This window comes from uncultured Ellagibacter sp., assembly GCF_934643285.1.
Lineage (GTDB): Bacteria > Actinomycetota > Coriobacteriia > Coriobacteriales > Eggerthellaceae > Ellagibacter.
In genome coordinates this window covers 84,013-98,926 of the sequence record NZ_CAKUBT010000001.1, presented here as the reverse complement: position 1 = coordinate 98,926, position 14,914 = coordinate 84,013, and the positions used below count along the sequence as shown (strand labels likewise).

The 14,914-nt window shown below is 62.4% G+C and carries 15 protein-coding genes; all 15 read right to left on the bottom strand.

The genetic code is table 11. The features are described 5' to 3' along the window. Nucleotides 1-14: 14 nt before the first annotated feature. Nucleotides 15-2,117 (bottom strand): glycine--tRNA ligase subunit beta, encoded by a 2,103-nt coding sequence (glyS, locus tag Q0I65_RS00450; protein WP_296058645.1) that lies wholly within the window; start codon nucleotides 2,115-2,117, stop codon nucleotides 15-17. Then, nucleotides 2,118-3,050, bottom strand: a complete 933-nt coding sequence (locus tag Q0I65_RS00445; protein WP_158049242.1) for a glycine--tRNA ligase subunit alpha — start codon at nucleotides 3,048-3,050, stop codon at nucleotides 2,118-2,120. Nucleotides 3,051-3,104: 54 nt separating this feature from the next. After that, nucleotides 3,105-3,674, bottom strand: coding sequence for a signal peptidase I (gene lepB / locus Q0I65_RS00440; protein ID WP_296058642.1), 570 nt, complete (start codon nucleotides 3,672-3,674; stop codon nucleotides 3,105-3,107). 85 nt (nucleotides 3,675-3,759) lie between these two features. Next, the gene (gene trmD, locus Q0I65_RS00435; RefSeq protein WP_296058640.1) at nucleotides 3,760-4,641 is read right to left on the bottom strand and encodes a tRNA (guanosine(37)-N1)-methyltransferase TrmD; all 882 of its coding nucleotides are present in this window, start codon (nucleotides 4,639-4,641) and stop codon (nucleotides 3,760-3,762) included. Between the two features lie 72 nt (nucleotides 4,642-4,713). Continuing rightward, nucleotides 4,714-5,244, bottom strand: a complete 531-nt coding sequence (locus Q0I65_RS00430; protein WP_296058638.1) for a 16S rRNA processing protein RimM — start codon at nucleotides 5,242-5,244, stop codon at nucleotides 4,714-4,716. Next, on the bottom strand, nucleotides 5,244-5,498 hold the full coding sequence (locus Q0I65_RS00425; protein ID WP_296058636.1) for a KH domain-containing protein: 255 nt from the start codon (nucleotides 5,496-5,498) through the stop codon (nucleotides 5,244-5,246). The genes Q0I65_RS00430 and Q0I65_RS00425 overlap by 1 nt, the downstream gene beginning before the upstream one ends. Nucleotides 5,499-5,503: 5 nt before the next feature. Continuing rightward, entirely contained in the window at nucleotides 5,504-5,749 is a 246-nt protein-coding gene (gene rpsP, locus Q0I65_RS00420; protein WP_158049236.1) for a 30S ribosomal protein S16, read from the bottom strand. A gap of 144 nt (nucleotides 5,750-5,893) precedes the next feature. Further along, on the bottom strand, nucleotides 5,894-6,436 hold the full coding sequence (locus tag Q0I65_RS00415; protein ID WP_296058634.1) for a flavodoxin family protein: 543 nt from the start codon (nucleotides 6,434-6,436) through the stop codon (nucleotides 5,894-5,896). A 245-nt stretch (nucleotides 6,437-6,681) separates the two neighbouring features. After that, on the bottom strand, nucleotides 6,682-8,094 hold the full coding sequence (gene ffh / locus Q0I65_RS00410) for a signal recognition particle protein (RefSeq protein WP_296058632.1): 1,413 nt from the start codon (nucleotides 8,092-8,094) through the stop codon (nucleotides 6,682-6,684). A 417-nt stretch (nucleotides 8,095-8,511) separates the two neighbouring features. Continuing rightward, nucleotides 8,512-9,084: a zinc ribbon domain-containing protein gene (locus Q0I65_RS00405; RefSeq protein WP_296058630.1), complete on the bottom strand. Its 573-nt coding sequence runs from the start codon at nucleotides 9,082-9,084 to the stop codon at nucleotides 8,512-8,514. A gap of 190 nt (nucleotides 9,085-9,274) precedes the next feature. Continuing rightward, nucleotides 9,275-9,658 carry a type II toxin-antitoxin system death-on-curing family toxin gene (locus Q0I65_RS00400; RefSeq protein WP_296058625.1) on the bottom strand — a complete coding sequence of 128 codons (384 nt, stop codon included), beginning with the start codon at nucleotides 9,656-9,658 and terminating at the stop codon, nucleotides 9,275-9,277. Then, the gene (locus Q0I65_RS00395) at nucleotides 9,655-9,867 is read right to left on the bottom strand and encodes a type II toxin-antitoxin system Phd/YefM family antitoxin (RefSeq protein ID WP_296058624.1); all 213 of its coding nucleotides are present in this window, start codon (nucleotides 9,865-9,867) and stop codon (nucleotides 9,655-9,657) included. Before Q0I65_RS00395 ends, Q0I65_RS00400 begins: the two co-directional genes overlap by 4 nt. A 242-nt stretch (nucleotides 9,868-10,109) precedes the next feature. Further along, nucleotides 10,110-12,788 carry a valine--tRNA ligase gene (locus tag Q0I65_RS00390; RefSeq protein ID WP_296058622.1) on the bottom strand — a complete coding sequence of 893 codons (2,679 nt, stop codon included), beginning with the start codon at nucleotides 12,786-12,788 and terminating at the stop codon, nucleotides 10,110-10,112. A 90-nt stretch (nucleotides 12,789-12,878) separates the two neighbouring features. Next, nucleotides 12,879-14,249 (bottom strand): ATP-dependent Clp protease ATP-binding subunit ClpX, encoded by a 1,371-nt coding sequence (gene clpX, locus Q0I65_RS00385; RefSeq protein WP_296058620.1) that lies wholly within the window; start codon nucleotides 14,247-14,249, stop codon nucleotides 12,879-12,881. Between the two features lie 29 nt (nucleotides 14,250-14,278). Further along, nucleotides 14,279-14,908 (bottom strand): ATP-dependent Clp protease proteolytic subunit, encoded by a 630-nt coding sequence (locus Q0I65_RS00380; protein ID WP_158049230.1) that lies wholly within the window; start codon nucleotides 14,906-14,908, stop codon nucleotides 14,279-14,281. Between the last annotated feature and the right edge of the window lie 6 nt (nucleotides 14,909-14,914).

Here is a 14,914-nt window from a genome sequence, read left to right as displayed (position 1 = left end):
CCTGTCTGAGTGGGCTACTTTTGAGCCTTCTTCGCCATCAACCCGAAATCGGCGACGTCGGTGAACACGCCGACGAAACGGTTGAGCAGGCGCAGGCGGTTCTCGCGCAGCGACGCATTCTCGTCCATGACCATGACGTCCTCGAAGAAGGCGTCGATCGGCTCCTTGAGGGCAGCAAGGGCGCTGCAGGCAGCGTCGAAGTCCTTGCAAGCGAGCGCGGAAGAGACCTTGTCCTCCCCTTCCTCGCATGCGCGAAGGAGCGCGAGCTCGGAGTCGCCGAGGATCGAGGTGTCGACCTCGCAGCCCAGCGCGGCGTCCGCAAGATTATGGGCGCGCGTGAAGGCGCCCGCGAGAGCCTCGTAGGTCTCGGGCTGCTCGGCACGGGCCGCATCGAGCGCGCAGGCACGGGCAAAGAACTCGGCGGGGTCGATAACGCCCACAGCCGAGACGGCCTCGATGGAGTCGAGGAGGATTCCCTCGTCCTTCGCGATGGACTTCAGGCGCCCTGCAAAGAACTGCTCGACCTTTTCGGCCACGGCGGCGCGGTCGAATTCAAGCCCCTGCTCGGCGTACGCGTCAAGCGACGCGGCGATGAGGTCTTTCAAGCTGACCGTGGGCATCGTGCGCAGCATGGCGATGATGCCAATGGCGGCGCGGCGCACGGCGTAGGGGTCGGAAGAGCCCGTCGGGGGCTCGTCGATGGCGAAGATGCCGCAGCAGGTGTCGAGCTTGTCGGCGATGGCGACGCACTTGCCGCAGATGCCGGAGGGGAGCTCGTCGCCTGCGAAGCGCGGACGGTAGTGCTCGCGAATGGCGGCGCAGACCTCGGGGACCTCACCTGCGGCCTCGGCGTAGTAGCCGCCCATGACGCCCTGCTGGTTGGTGAACTCGACGACGGCCTGCGAGACGAGGTCGGCCTTGGCCAGGTGCGCAGCACGGACGGCGTTCGCGACGCCCGCCGCGTCCTCGCCGGCTGCGGCAGCGGCCGCGCCCGCAAGCTTTTCCATGCGCTGAACCTTCTGCAAGGTGGTGCCGAGCTTCTCCTGGAACGTGACGATGCCGAGGCGCTCGACAAACTCCTCCATCGGGCGCTTCAAGTCCTCGTCGAAGAAGAACTTCGCGTCGTCGAGGCGCGGGCGCACGACGCGCTCGTTGCCGGAGACGACGGTATCGGAGACCTTCGGATCGGCGTTCGAGACGATCACGAACTCGCGGGTGAGCTTGCCCGCAGCGTCGAAAATCGGGAAATAACGCTGGTTGGAGAGCATGGACTCGCAGATGATCTCCTGCGGGACACGGAGGAACTCCTCGTCGAACGTGCCGACGAGCACGGTCGGCCACTCGCAGAGGTTCACGACCTCGTCGAAGATGCGGGCGGGCGTGTCCACATGGCTGCCGGGACGCTCTGCCTCGATAGCGGCGATGCCCTCGCGAATGGCGGCCTCGCGGGCCACGGCGCCAAGCACGTAGGAATCCTTGAGCACCTGCTCGTAGGCGGCGGGCTCAGCAACGACGTGCTCGCCGGGCGCCAGGACGCGATGGCCGCGGGTGGTGTTGCCGCTCGTCACGTCAGCATAGGTAACGGGCACGACCTCGGAGCCGAGGAGCGCGCAAATCCAGCGGATCGGGCGCACGAAGGTCTCGTGCTCGGAGCCCCAGCGCTGGGAGCGGTAGTTCGGCCACTCGATGGCGGCGATGACGTCGTGGCCGAGCGCCGACAGGATCGGCATCGCGGGCTCGGAGGGAACGTTTCTCTCAGCGAAGACGTACTCGTTGCCGTCCTCATCCACCTTGCGGGTGAGCTCGGAGGCGTCGATTCCGCACTTGCGGGCGAAGCCGGCAGCGGCCTTGGTCGGGTTGCCGTCGGCGTCGAAGGCGATTTGGACCTTGGGGCCGCGCTTGACCTCATGGACAGCCTCGGTGGCGCATGCCACGTCCGACACGATCGCGGCAAGGCGGCGCGGCGAGGAAACGACGCGCACATCGCCATGCGCCAAACCAGCCTCGTCGAGCATCTTCACGACGAGCTTCGGAAGCTGCTTGGAAGCGTTGATCAGCGGCGCCGAGGGCATCTCCTCGGTACCGATCTCGAGCAGGAAATCCAGAGTATCTGCCATTTAGGCCACCTCGCCCTTCGTGGAATACGTGTCTTTCTTGCCAGCGACCTCGGCGAGATAGCTCTCGCAGCAGGCCTTGGCGACGGCGCGGACGCGCAGGATGTAGTTGGCGCGCTCAGTCGCCGAGATGGCGCCGCGTGCGTCGAGGATGTTGAACGCGTGGCTGCACTTCATAACGCAGTCGTAGGCCGGCAGCGGCAGCTTGCGTTCGAGGCAGGAATGGCACTCGGCCTCGTACTCGTCGAATTTGCGGCGCATCAGCTCGACGTCGGCGACCTCGAAGTTGTAGGTCGAGAACTCGTACTCGTTTTCATGGAAGACGTCGCCGTAGGTCATGGGCGTGCCGTCGGGCAGGTAGGACCACACAAGGTCGTAGACGGAGTCGACGCCCTGCACGTACATGGCAATGCGCTCAAGGCCGTAAGTGATCTCAACGGGTACGGGATCGACCTCGATGCCGCCGACCTGCTGGAAGTACGTGTACTGCGTGACCTCCATGCCGTCCATCCACACTTCCCAACCAAGGCCCCACGCGCCGAGCGTCGGGCTTTCCCAGTCGTCCTCGACGAAGCGCACGTCGTGCTCGGCAGGGTCGAGACCGATGGCTTTAAGCGAGCCCAAGTAGAGCTCCTGGGAATCGACCGGGCAGGGCTTCAAGATGACCTGGAACTGGTAGTAGTGCTGCATGCGGTTGGGGTTCTCGCCGTAGCGGCCGTCGGCCGGGCGGCGGCACGGCTGCGGATAGCAGGTGCGCCAGGCGTTGGGCCCAAGGCTGCGCAGCGTGGTAGCGGTGTGGAACGTGCCCGCGCCCACCTCGCTGTCGTAGGGCTGCATGACGACGCAGCCCTGCTTCGCCCAGTAGTGCTGCAGGTTCATGATGATGTCCTGGAACGTCAGCTTGTCGGCCGCAGGGCCGGCGGATGTCTCTGCCATGACTCTCCTTCTCGTATCGATGCGCGGGACGCCGAGCGCCCGGTTCTCCACCCTTTAAGACAGCACCCCGATATGCGGGATCGGCCAGTAGGTGAACACCGCGTGGCCGCTTACGCTCGAGGCGTCGATTGCGCCGAAATAGCGCGAATCCTGCGAATTGGTTCGATTGTCGCCCATGACCCAAAGGCAGCCCTCGGGCACGGTGTAGGGATAGCTGATGGGAACGGCCGTCTTCTCGAACGGCTCGGAAACCTTGTTCTCGGTGTAGGGCTCGTCGAGCACGACCCCGTCGACGACGACCTTGCCGTTTTGCAGATCGACCGTCTGGCCGCCGGTGGCGATGACGCGCTTGATCAGCGTGCGGTTGGAGACGAGCGGGTCGGCGAAGGTGACGATGTCGCCTTTCTGGGGCTCGTTCGCATAGTAGGAAAGCTTCTCGGAGAAGACGAGGTCGCCCACTTCGATGGTGTCCTCCATCGAGCCCGAGGGAATCTCGTAGGCGCCGAACACGAAGGTGTTCAGCAGGCGCGAGAGACCGAACACGACGAGTACCATGATGACGATGCTCAACAGGCTGCGGGCCATCTTCGAGCCCTGGCGTTCGGCATGCTGACCGGAAAACATGAAGCGCGATATCCTTTCGATACGGGAGGCGGTGCCGCCCGTGATTCAAGTCGTGAATTCGAATGATAGCGCTTCACGCAAGTCGTTAGCCCTCTTCGCCCAATCTTTGCAGAAAATCCCTGTCAGCGGGTGAAAGTTCCACGTCGGCAAGCAGGTCGGGACGAAGGCGTGCCGTGCGCAGCAGGCTCTGCTCGCGGCGCCATTTCGCCACCTTCCCGTGATCCCCGGAAAGAAGCACGTCGGGCACCCGCATTCCGCGGAACTCAGCGGGGCGCGTGTACTGGGGATATTCCAAAAGGCCGTCGGAGAAGCTCTCAGTGATCGCGCCGTCCTCGGCACCGAGCACGCCGGGAAGCTTGCGGACCACCGCGTCGATCACGACCATCGAGGCGAGCTCGCCGCTCGTGAGCACGTAGTCCCCAAGCGATATGACGCGATCTGCCAGCGTATAGGCGCGCTCGTCGATGCCCTCGTAATGCCCGCAAATGAACAGGAGGCGCTCTTCTTTGGCAAGATCGAGCGCGACTTCGTCGCAGAAGCGCTCGCCCTGCGGCGCGAGGAATATGGTGCAGGGTTTGGGAGCCTGAGATTGAGAGCTTTTGGGCGAGAACTCGATGTCGTCCACAAAGCGAGTTCCGCACGAGCCGAAAGCCCCAGTGGGGCTTTCGTGCGAGTCAGGACTGCCGAGCGACTGGACGGCGTCGCGTTCTCGCCAATCCCCCGAGAGAAGCGCTCCCCTCGCGCAGATATCGTCATACGCCTCGAAGAGCGGCTCGCACTTCATGACGAGCCCGGCACCTCCGCCATAGGGGTCATCGTCGGTCGTACGATGGCGATCGTGCGTCCAATCGCGCAGGTCGTACGCATGAAAATCGAGAATACCCTTCTCTTGGGCGATGCGCATCATCGACGAGTTCATCACCGAGTCGTACATGCCCGGAAACGTTGACAGGGTCTCGATGATCATCCGTGTCCTCCTTGAAATGAAAAATGGGCGCCCAGGACAGACCCTGAACGCCCATCTCGCGGGATTGCGTTGCTACAAGCTCAAAAGGCCCGCCGGCACATCGACATCGATGCGCTCGCGATCCTCGTCGATGCCGACCAAAAACTCGTCCACAAGCGGAATGAGCAGGGGCGATTGCCCGTCTGCGCGATCGACGACGAGAAGGCTCTGCCCAGGGTTGTCCTCCACACGCAGAAGCGTCCCCAGAAGGCCCGCCTGCGCATCATGGACTTCCCACCCGGACACGCCGTCGGAATGCGCCGCCGCGATGGCCTGCGCAAGTTCGGGAAGTTCCTCGCGACGAACGAGCACGTGGCATCCGCAAAGCGCCTTCGCCGTGTCGATGTCGTCCACGCCTTCGAACCACACAACAGCGGAGGTATCGTCCTGCGGACGGATTTCCTCGACCTTCGCGCGACGGGGCATATCAAGCACGGGCGGCACGAACGCCACCTCCATGCCCTCCTCGAGCAAAAAAGGAAGGCCCGACGCGCTTCGCACGACGAGCCCCCCATCTAGATTCTTCGCAGTCGCCAACCAGGCAACATCAGCCCAGGTGCGCACTATTCGACAAGCTCCACGTCAACGGGGATGTCGGCACGGGAAGCCGCCGCGCGTGCAAGCGTGCGGATAGCCTTGATGACGCGACCTTGACGGCCGATGATCTTGCCAACGTCCTCTTCGTTCACGCGAATCTCCACGAGAATCGAGCCCTCTTCGGTCTCGCTTCCCTGGATATCGAGATCCTCCTCGTTGTCCACGAGGGGGCGAACAATCGCGTCAACCAAGCCGACGAGATCTTCCGTCTGCTCGGACATGTCTTCTACGCTTCCTTGCGAGCGGTTTCGAGAAGACGAGCGACCGTGTCGGTCGGCTGGGCGCCATTGGCGATCCACTTGTCAACCTTCTCGAGGTCGAACTTGATCATAGAGGGATCGACGCACGGATTGTAGCGGCCGACCTCTTCGATGAACTTGCCGTCACGCGGAGCGCGAGCATCGGCAACGACGATACGGTAGTACGGACGCTTCTTAGCGCCGTGACGAGCCAGGCGAATTTTGACTGCCATGAAGTTGAACTCCTTTTAACCTTACATCTTTCGATTTCCGCGAAGCTTCAACTTCGGGAAAAACAGCGATTGCTAATATTACTCAGATTTGAATGAAATGGCAAGCGAGAACGCATGATACTCACACAAACGGACGAAAGCGGCCTATGCAAGGCTTGCACCGAGCTCGCGAGCCTTCTCAAGACCGGGGTTTCCGGCGATGGCGCCCTTCTCGAAAACGGCGTTCACGACGACCTCGCCGATGCTCTCCTGATGCGCGTACGCGTTTGCCCGCTTGTAGGTGTCGAGCAGCGAGTCCGCCGCCGTGATGTCTTTGTCCTCAAGGCAGAGGAGCAGGCCGACACGCGGGATGTTGAACGATTTCGCGATGCCGCAGAACATACGGTCCTGGAAGGCTTTCAGCTGCGCAGGGTACGTAAAGCAGTAGAGCGGCGTGGAGTACACGAGCACGTCCGCCCAGTGAAGGTCGGGGTAGAACTGCTGCATGTCGTCTTGCTGAACGCAAGCGCCCTCATGGGAGAAGCAGTAGTTGCACCCAAGGCAGCCCGCGATCTTCGCGCGCCCGGCGTCGATGCGCCGAACCTCGCAGCCCGCCGACTTCGCGCCCTCGATGAACGCCTCGGCGAGCGTGTCGGAGTTGCCGCCGACGCGCGGGCTTCCCGTCACTACCAGCACCTTACAAGACATAACCGTCCCCTCTCTCGTGATGCGCCCGACGGCAGGCCTCTCTTCCTGCTGGTCGGACGCGAACCCTCACTCCCCCGCTTCTCATGCGGCGGGTGCCTTCAGGTGGCTCTTACCAAACTTGTACGCTCCCGCTCCGCGCGACGAGAGCGCCTTCGAGCAGCACCCGGCTGCCCGCTCCCGCCCGCCTTCGCGGCGGTTGAGCGTATTGCCCGCAAGCCCGAGCAGCCTGGCGCCACCCTGCTCGACTACTTGTCGCCCTGTTCGAGCATCGCCTGCACCTTCTTGATGTCGGCCATGCTCATGCCGCCCGGCATGCCCGGGATACGGCGGCGGCGCTTGCCCTTCTTGCCCTTCTTGCCGGAAAGCTCGTCGACCGAGGGCATCATCTTCTTCATCATCTTCTTGGTCTCGTTGAACTGCTTCATGAGCTGGTTCACCTCGGTGACCGACACTCCGGCGCCCGCGGCGATGCGCGCGCGGCGGCTGCCGTTCAGAAGGTCGGGCTTCTCGCGTTCGGCTTTCGTCATGGAGTTGATGATAACCTCCATGTGGTCGAGTGCGCCCTCGTCGACCTGCCCCGACCCGAGCGCCTTGTCACCACCGGGGAGCGCGCTCACGAGCTTGCGCACGCCGCCCATCTTGCGGATTTGGCGGTTCATGTCGATAAAGTCGTTCAGCGTGAGCTGAGATTTCGCGAGGCGCTTCGCCGTTTCGGCCTCTTCTGTCTCCTGCTGGACGCGCACGGCGCTCTCGATGAGGCTCACCATGTCGCCCATGCCGAGGATGCGCTTGGCGATGCGGTCGGGATGGAATTCCTCGAGCGAATCGGGCTTCTCACCTGCGCTGATGAACTTGATGGGCTTTCCTGTGACCTGTTTGATGGAAAGCGCGCCGCCACCGCGGGCGTCGCCGTCCATCTTCGACATGATGACGCCGTCGAAATCGACGCGCTCGGCGAACGCGGCCGCCACGTTCACGACGTCTTGGCCTGTCATCGCGTCGACGACCATAAGGATCTGGTCGGGCTTGACGGCGCGCTTGATTGCCTCGGCTTCCTCCATCATCTCGTCATCGACGTGCAAGCGGCCCGCCGTGTCGACGATGACAACGTCGCGCAGATGGTCGATGGCGTCCTGCACGCCCTCCTTCGCGATGGCGACCGGGTCTTTCCCGTCGCCGCGGTAGACGCGCACCCCCATCTCGTCGCCAAGCGTCTGGAGCTGATCGGCGGCGGCGGGGCGGTACACGTCGCACGCGACGAGCAGGGGCGAGTGCTTCTCCTGCTTCAGACGGTACGCGAGTTTGGCCGCGGCGGTCGTCTTGCCCGAGCCTTGCAGGCCGACGAGCATGATGACGTTGGGAATGCGGCTCGAGAGGACGAGCTTCGAGTCGGTGCGGCCCAAAAGCTCGGTGAGCTCGTCGAGCACGATCTTCACGACGTTTTGCGCCGGCGTGAGCGATTCGAGCACCTCGGCGGTGAGGCAGCGCTCCTTCGTGCGAGCGCAGAACTGCTTCACAACCTTGAAGTTGACGTCCGCCTCGAGTAGCGCCAAGCGGATCTCGCGCATGGCGGAGTTGATATCTTCCTCGGTCAAGCGGCCTTTTCCGCGCAGGCCCGAGAATATGCCCTGCAAACGCTCGGAAAGACTTTCAAGCATGAATCCTCCAGTGTGGAATCGAAAAGTGCACAATGCTTGGGATTATACGCCAGGTAGGGCGCATGACGGGAAAGTCCTCGGGTAGCGCGCGAAGACTGCACCGAAAACGTGGAATCGGACGGCAAGGGCCGCGGGGCTCGTGAGCGAATGCGGCAGGAGTCAGCATGATAGGAAGAGGTCGGGTGATTTCCCTCACGCCAAGCGGGGCTCACCTAGGTGCGGGACAGGAGTTGAGTGATTTACCTCATCCTTAGCCCTTCCAAAAAGTGCAGCGAACCGCGGCGGTCCTGGCACGAAATGAAGGTCTACCGAATCGAAAGTGAATCCACCACACACCGCAACGAAAAAGGGCGCCGACCCCAAGAGGAGTCGGCGCCCTGAACAGGCAGTCCTTCGAACGAGAAAGCGAAGCTCGCCTTATTCCTTTTCCTCGCGATGCTCTTGCGTGCGCGGAGCACGGGAGCGCACCTGGTTGTGCGGCTCGCGGGCAACCTGCCCCTGCGGAGCGGAGCCCTGCTGCGGGCGAGGACGGCGACGCGGGGCCGACCCACCGTTGCGATTCTGTCCCACCGGCGTGGCGCAGTACGGGCACACGGTCCATGCAGGCTCAAGCGCATGATGGCAACTCGGGCAGAGGTTCTTCAGGCGCGTATGGCAGTTCGGGCACAGCACGTAGTCGGACTCGACCGGATAGCCGCAATTCGCGCACTCGCCGTACTTCATGAGCTCGCGCTGCTTCAGGGCAACCTCGAGTTCCTGCTCATCGCGATCGATCTGCAACAGGGGCGGACGAAGCAGGCAGTACGCGATGACACCGACAAGCGGTACGAGCGCGACGATGCCCCAAACGTACCAGTGCGTTCCGCGCATGTACGCGTCGCGGATGACCCACACGATAGAAAGGACATAGAGCACCACAAGCAGCACGATGAAGACCGTGAACGCCGTCATCAGTTCCGGCGTAATGAGCTGCGACATCAATTCGGACATGGATTCCTCGTTTCCAATGACGCCCGTCCAACAGGCATTTCGGGCAACTAGCGAACGATTATAACAAAAAACCTTTAGAGCAGACGGTATACCTCGCGATATCGCAGGCATCGCCAAATAACGTATATGAGAGCAAAAGAATCGACAATGAGCTGCGCCGAAATCCAGCCGCGCGCATCACGAAATTACCTTAATCTATGACGGAATGCACCCATTCAACCAATGCATCGAAATCCCATGAACCTTCGGCTACGCCGAGCATGGCTCTCAACAGCTCGTCATGACGTGGCCGAAATGCAAGACCGGATATTCTAAGGGACGCTCCCATAAGGGCGGTGGCGGTTCGCTTGTTACCATCAACAAACGGATGGTTTTTGATGATGCCGTAAGCATATCTACATGCCTTGGCTTCGTCGGTTGGATAGAGCTCTGCGCCGTCGAACGACTGGAGCGGCTGCGCGAGCGCAGACTCCAAAAGCCCCTCGTCTCGCACACCGTCGACTCCGCCGAACTTGGCGATTACCGCAGCGTGCACCGCAATCGCCTCATCTTTGGTAATGGGACGAAATCTCATCTGGCAAGCTCCTCGAACACATCGGAATACTCATCCATGAAATCGACCGCAACGTCCAAAGTCGATGCCTCTGCCCCAACTGGCTGAATCACCACCCAAGGCTTATTGTTCTTCAAGACAGTAACCGGTCGGCCGGTTCTGTTGACCTCAGCAGTCAAGCGGGAAAAGTTGGTCTTGGCCTCCGCGAGGCCCATCGTCAGCGTTGCCATGCAATCCCCCTTCCAATATGGTCAGAATTATGACCAATTATTAAGACAACGTCAACCTCGCACTATTACCTTCGATCATAGCGGAGCCAATGAAGTTGCCAGATTCGACCGCAGACACCGCGACGGCGCCTTTGCCGGGCTCTGTGTTCTCGCCGTAGGATATAGTCCGTTCACCTGAATAAAAGCTGCGCCGGACTCGCTTACAAGTCCGGCGCAAAAACAGACTCTGGCAGATGCGGCTTTTAGCCCAACTCGGCGAGCTGCTCTTCGACGCGCGCAAGCTTATCGCGCAGCTCAGCGAGCTTCGCCGTGTCCTTCTCCACGATTTCGGGCGCCGCCTTCGCAAGGAAGCCCGGGTTGGAAAGCTTCTTGGCGAACTTGGCCTCGTCCTTCTGAAGCGTTGCGCGCTCCTTGGTAAGGCGGGCGCGCTCGGCCTCGAAGTCGATAAGGCCGGTGAGCACGCAGTACACCTCGCACCCGTGCGCGACGACGCAGGCGCTCTCGGCGGGCTTGCGCGCATCGGACGGAACGATCGAGAGCTCGGACGCGCGCGCCATCGAGACGATCTGGCTCTTCAGACCCTCGAGGACGTGGGCATTCTCAAACCCGGCGCGCAAAACCACGGGGAGCTCCTGCTTGGGCGAGATGCCGTAGCGCGCACGCGTCGAGCGAACGGCGCTCACCACGTCGCATAGAAGGCTCACCGCACGCTCGGACTCCTCGTCGACAAGCGACGCGAGGCTTTCGGGCTCGGGCCACTTCGCCATCATGAGCGCGGGCGCCTCCCCTTCCGCATGCGGGACGTTTTCCCAGATAGCTTCCGTGACAAACGGCATCGCGGGATGCAGCAGGCGAAGCGCGTTGTCGAGCACGTACACGAGGTTGCGCTGCGTCTGCAGGCGGGCGTCGCCCTCTTCGCGCAGGCTTGCCTTGCTAAACTCGATGTACCAGTCGCAGAACTCGTTCCAGAAGAAGGCGTGCAACTCGCGTGCCATCTCGCCGAACTGGTAGGTTTCGATGTCCTTCGTGACCTCGACGGAAAGCTTCGCCAGGCGGCTGAAGATCCACGCGTCGGCCTGCGAGACCGCGCGCGGCTCGCCGGGCGTGAAGCCGTCCAGGTTGCCCAAGACGAAGCGGCTCGCGTTCCAGATCTTCGTCACGAAGGCGCGCGCCGACTCCGTGCGCGGGCTGCCGAGAAGCTCGTGGGTCTTCTTGTCGATATCGGCATCGAAGCGCACGTCCTGATTGTTGGTCACGAGCGTGAGCAGGTTGAAGCGCATCGCGTCGGCGCCGTACATGGAGATGAGGTCCATCGGGTCGACGCCGTTGCCCTTCGACTTGGACATGCGCGTGCCGTCCTTCGCGAGGATAGTCGCATAGATGACCACGTCCTTGAACGGGATTTCCTTAAGGAAGTACGTCGACGACATGATCATGCGCGCCACCCACAGCGCGATGATGTCGCGCGCGGTGACGAGCGCGGTCGTCGGATGATGCCCTTCCAGGCGCTCGGGATGCTCGGGCCAACCCTGCGTGGCGAACGTCCACAGCTGGCTCGAGAACCAGGTGTCGAGCACGTCCTCTTCCTGCGCGACATGGTGGCTGCCGCACTTCGGGCACACGTCGGTGTCCTCCATGAGCGCGTCTTCCCAACCGCAGTCCTCGCAGTGGAACACGGGGATGCGATGGCCCCACCACAGCTGGCGCGAGATGCACCAGTCCTTGAGATTTTCCATCCACGTGAGGTAGGTCTGCGTCCAGCGCGAGGGGTGGAAGGTGACCTTGCCGGAAGTGACCGCCTCGGTCGCCGGGCCCTTCAACTTGTCGACGGCGACGAACCACTGCTCGGACAGCCACGGCTCGAGCGTCGAGTCGCAGCGGTAGCAGTGCATGACGGAATGATGATGGTCGTCCACATGGTCGAGCAGGCCATGTTCCTCGAACCAGGCGACGACCGCTTGGCGGCATTCGTCGCGACCCATGCCTGAGAACTCGCCGTAGCCTTCGACGACATGTGCCGTCTCGTCGAAGATGTTGACCTTCTCAAGGCCGTGACGCTCACCCATGCCGTAGTCGTTGGGGTCGTGAGCAGGGGTTACCTTCACAAAGCCCGTGCCGAAGCCCGCATCGACGTAGAAGTCGGAGAAGATGGGGATCTCGCGGTCGACGATGGGAAGGCGAACCTTCGCGCCGACGAACTTGTCCTTATCGTGGTCTTTCGGGGACACAGCAACACCCGTATCGCCGAGCATGGTCTCGGGACGCGTGGTGGCAACCACGATGTATTCCTGCCCCTCGACAGGCTCCACGAGCGGGTAGCGCAGATACCACAGGTGGCCGTCTTCTTCCTTGTACTCCGCCTCGTCGTCGGCGATGGCCGTCGTGCAATGCGGGCACCAGTTCACGATGCGCTTGCCGCGGTAGATCAGCCCGTCATGGTACCAGTCGCAAAAGACCTTGCGCACCGCGGTGGCGTAGTCGGCGTCCATGGTGAAGTGCGGGTCGGAGAAGTCGATCGAGCAGCCCATGCGCTTGATCTGCTCGACGATGTGCCCGCCGTACTCGTGCGTCCAGTCCCAGCAGGCGTCGACGAACTTCTCGCGGCCGATCTCGCGGCGGGAGATTCCTTCGGACGCAAGCTTCTTGTCCACCTTCGTCTGCGTGGCAATGCCCGCATGGTCGGTGCCCAAGATCCAGCGGGTGGAGACGCCGCGCATGCGGTTCATGCGGATGATGGTGTCCTGGATGGTGTCGTCGAGCGCATGGCCCATATGAAGCTTGCCGGTCACGTTCGGCGGCGGAATCGTCACCGTGCAATCGCCCACGCCGGGGTTGCGGCGATAGTAATCGCCGGCGAGCCATTTGTCGAGCATGCGCTGCTCGACGGCTTCTGCATCGTAATTCTTCGGCATGTTTTCCATTGGATGCAAGCTCCTTCGATGAAACGTAAGCGGACAGGCGCAAAAACGCCGAGAGGGGCGCCCGCAAAAGGCGCCCCGGAATGGTGCAGTTTAGGAAGCGGGAACGATCTCGGGAACCGTCTCCCCCGCGATGTCGCTCGCGCGCACGATGACGTGCGTGGCGACCTTGTGCTCGGGCAGGTCGTACATGACGTCCTGCAGCACGCGCTCGCAGATCGAGCGCAGGCCGCGAGCGCCCGTGCCGTGCTCCTGGGCCTCGTGCGCGATAGCGCGCAGGGCGTCCTCTTCGAACTCGAGCGTGGAATCTTCGAACTCGAACATCTTCGTGTACTGCTTCACGAGCGCGTTCTTCGGCTCGGTGAGGATGCGGACAAGGTCGTCCTCGGAAAGCTCGTTGAGCGCCGTGATCACGGGGATGCGGCCGACGAACTCGGGGATCATGCCGAACTTGTTCAGGTCCTCGGGAAGCACCTGAGCCAGAAGCTCCGCCTCGGCGTGCTTTTTGCTCTCGGGCAGCTCGGAGGAGAAGCCAAGGCCGCTCTTGCCGACGCGCTGGCCGATGATGTCGGACAAGCCGACGAACGCGCCGCCCAGGATGAACAGGATGTTCGTCGTGTCGATGTGGATGAGCTCCTGCTGGGGGTGCTTGCGCCCGCCCTGCGGCGGCACGGAGGCCTCGGTGCCCTCGACGATCTTCAAAAGCGCCTGCTGCACGCCCTCGCCCGACACATCGCGCGTGATGGAGAGGTTCTCGGCCTTGCGGGCAATCTTATCGATCTCGTCGATGTAGATGATTCCGATTTCCGCACGCGGGATATCGAAATCGGCGGCGGTGATCAGCTTGAGCAGGATGTTCTCGACGTCCTCGCCGACATAGCCCGCTTCGGTGAGCGTCGTCGCATCGGCGATCGCGAACGGGACGCGCAGCGTGCGCGCGAGCGTCTGGGCAAGCAGCGTCTTGCCGGAACCCGTGGGGCCCAAGAGCATGATGTTGCTCTTCGCGAGCTCGACGTCGCCTTCCTGCGCCTTCGATTCCATGCTGATGCGCTTGTAGTGGTTGTAGACGGCGACGGAGAGGGCGCGCTTCGCGTTTTCCTGCCCCACCACATGCTCGGAGAGCTCGGCGTAGAGCTCATGCGGCGTGGGAAGGTTGCCCAGGATGTCGGCGGGGTTCGGCGTCTCGTCCTCGATGTCGGCCTCGACGATCGCCCCGCGATCCTGAGCGCGGCGGCGTCCCCGACGGCTGGTAGGCTCCTCGTCGGGCATGCCGTCGAAGGCGGTCGAGAGGCCCAAGTCGCGCATCATCGCGTCGGCGCATACCGAGATGCACTCGTCGCAGATGTTGATGCCGTTCGGGCCCGCGATCATCGCGGTCACCTGATCGGATGACTTCCCGCAGAACGCGCAGTACACCGCGTCGTCACCGCGATAGCCAAGGTCGCCTCTTCGTTCGTTTGTCATATGCGTTAGGTCGCTTCTCTTCTCGGGTTCTACTTGTCAGAGGAGCCGCGATGGCTCGTGATGATGTCGTCGACCAGGCCGTACGCCTTCGCTTCCTCAGCGGAGAGCCAGTTGTCGCGCTCGCAGTCGACGTGCACCTGCTCTTGGGTCTTGCCGCAGTGCTTGGCGATGATGCCCTCCAAGCGGTCGCGCGTCTTCTTAATCTCGTCGGCCATGATTTGGATGTCGGTCTGCTGCGTGTGGCCGTCGCCCGTGCCGCCCATGGGCTGGTGAATCATGACCTGGGCGTTCGGCAGGATGAAGCGCTTGCCAGCCGCGCCGCCGGTTAGAAGGGGCACACCCATCGATGCCGCCATGCCCAGGCAGATGGTGGACACGTCGCACTTCACGAACTGCATCGTATCGTAGATGGCAAGGCCCGCCGACACGCTGCCGCCCGGGGTATTGATGTAGAGCGAAATGTCCTTTTCGGGATCGGCGCTTTCGAGATGGAGCATCTGCGCGACGACGGAGTTCGCCACATGGTCATCGATGGGCTCGCCGAGGAAGATGATGCGGTCGTTTAAAAGACGTGAATAGATGTCGTAGCTGCGCTCACCGCGCGGAGATTGCTCGATGACGTAGGGGATCAGCGCCGAAGTGGCACGTTCGATGCTCATAAAAAG

Bases quoted from the DNA above. Each gene is read 5' to 3' on its own strand.
- rpsP (WP_158049236.1), bottom strand. From the start codon at position 5,749: ATGGCAGTCAAAATTCGCCTGGCTCGTCACGGCGCTAAGAAGCGTCCG.
- ffh (WP_296058632.1), bottom strand. From the start codon at position 8,094: ATGCTTGAAAGTCTTTCCGAGCGTTTGCAGGGCATATTCTCGGGCCTG.
- Q0I65_RS00395 (WP_296058624.1), bottom strand. From the start codon at position 9,867: ATGGCAACGCTGACGATGGGCCTCGCGGAGGCCAAGACCAACTTTTCC.
- Q0I65_RS00380 (WP_158049230.1), bottom strand. From the start codon at position 14,908: ATGAGCATCGAACGTGCCACTTCGGCGCTGATCCCCTACGTCATCGAG.
- trmD (WP_296058640.1), bottom strand. From the start codon at position 4,641: ATGATCATCGAGACCCTGTCAACGTTTCCGGGCATGTACGACTCGGTG.
- clpX (WP_296058620.1), bottom strand. From the start codon at position 14,249: ATGACAAACGAACGAAGAGGCGACCTTGGCTATCGCGGTGACGACGCG.
- Q0I65_RS00390 (WP_296058622.1), bottom strand. From the start codon at position 12,788: ATGGAAAACATGCCGAAGAATTACGATGCAGAAGCCGTCGAGCAGCGC.
- Q0I65_RS00405 (WP_296058630.1), bottom strand. From the start codon at position 9,084: ATGTCCGAATTGATGTCGCAGCTCATTACGCCGGAACTGATGACGGCG.
- Q0I65_RS00415 (WP_296058634.1), bottom strand. From the start codon at position 6,436: ATGTCTTGTAAGGTGCTGGTAGTGACGGGAAGCCCGCGCGTCGGCGGC.
- glyS (WP_296058645.1), bottom strand. From the start codon at position 2,117: ATGGCAGATACTCTGGATTTCCTGCTCGAGATCGGTACCGAGGAGATG.
- Q0I65_RS00400 (WP_296058625.1), bottom strand. From the start codon at position 9,658: ATGAGATTTCGTCCCATTACCAAAGATGAGGCGATTGCGGTGCACGCT.
- lepB (WP_296058642.1), bottom strand. From the start codon at position 3,674: ATGTTTTCCGGTCAGCATGCCGAACGCCAGGGCTCGAAGATGGCCCGC.
- Q0I65_RS00445 (WP_158049242.1), bottom strand. From the start codon at position 3,050: ATGGCAGAGACATCCGCCGGCCCTGCGGCCGACAAGCTGACGTTCCAG.
- Q0I65_RS00425 (WP_296058636.1), bottom strand. From the start codon at position 5,498: ATGTCCGAGCAGACGGAAGATCTCGTCGGCTTGGTTGACGCGATTGTT.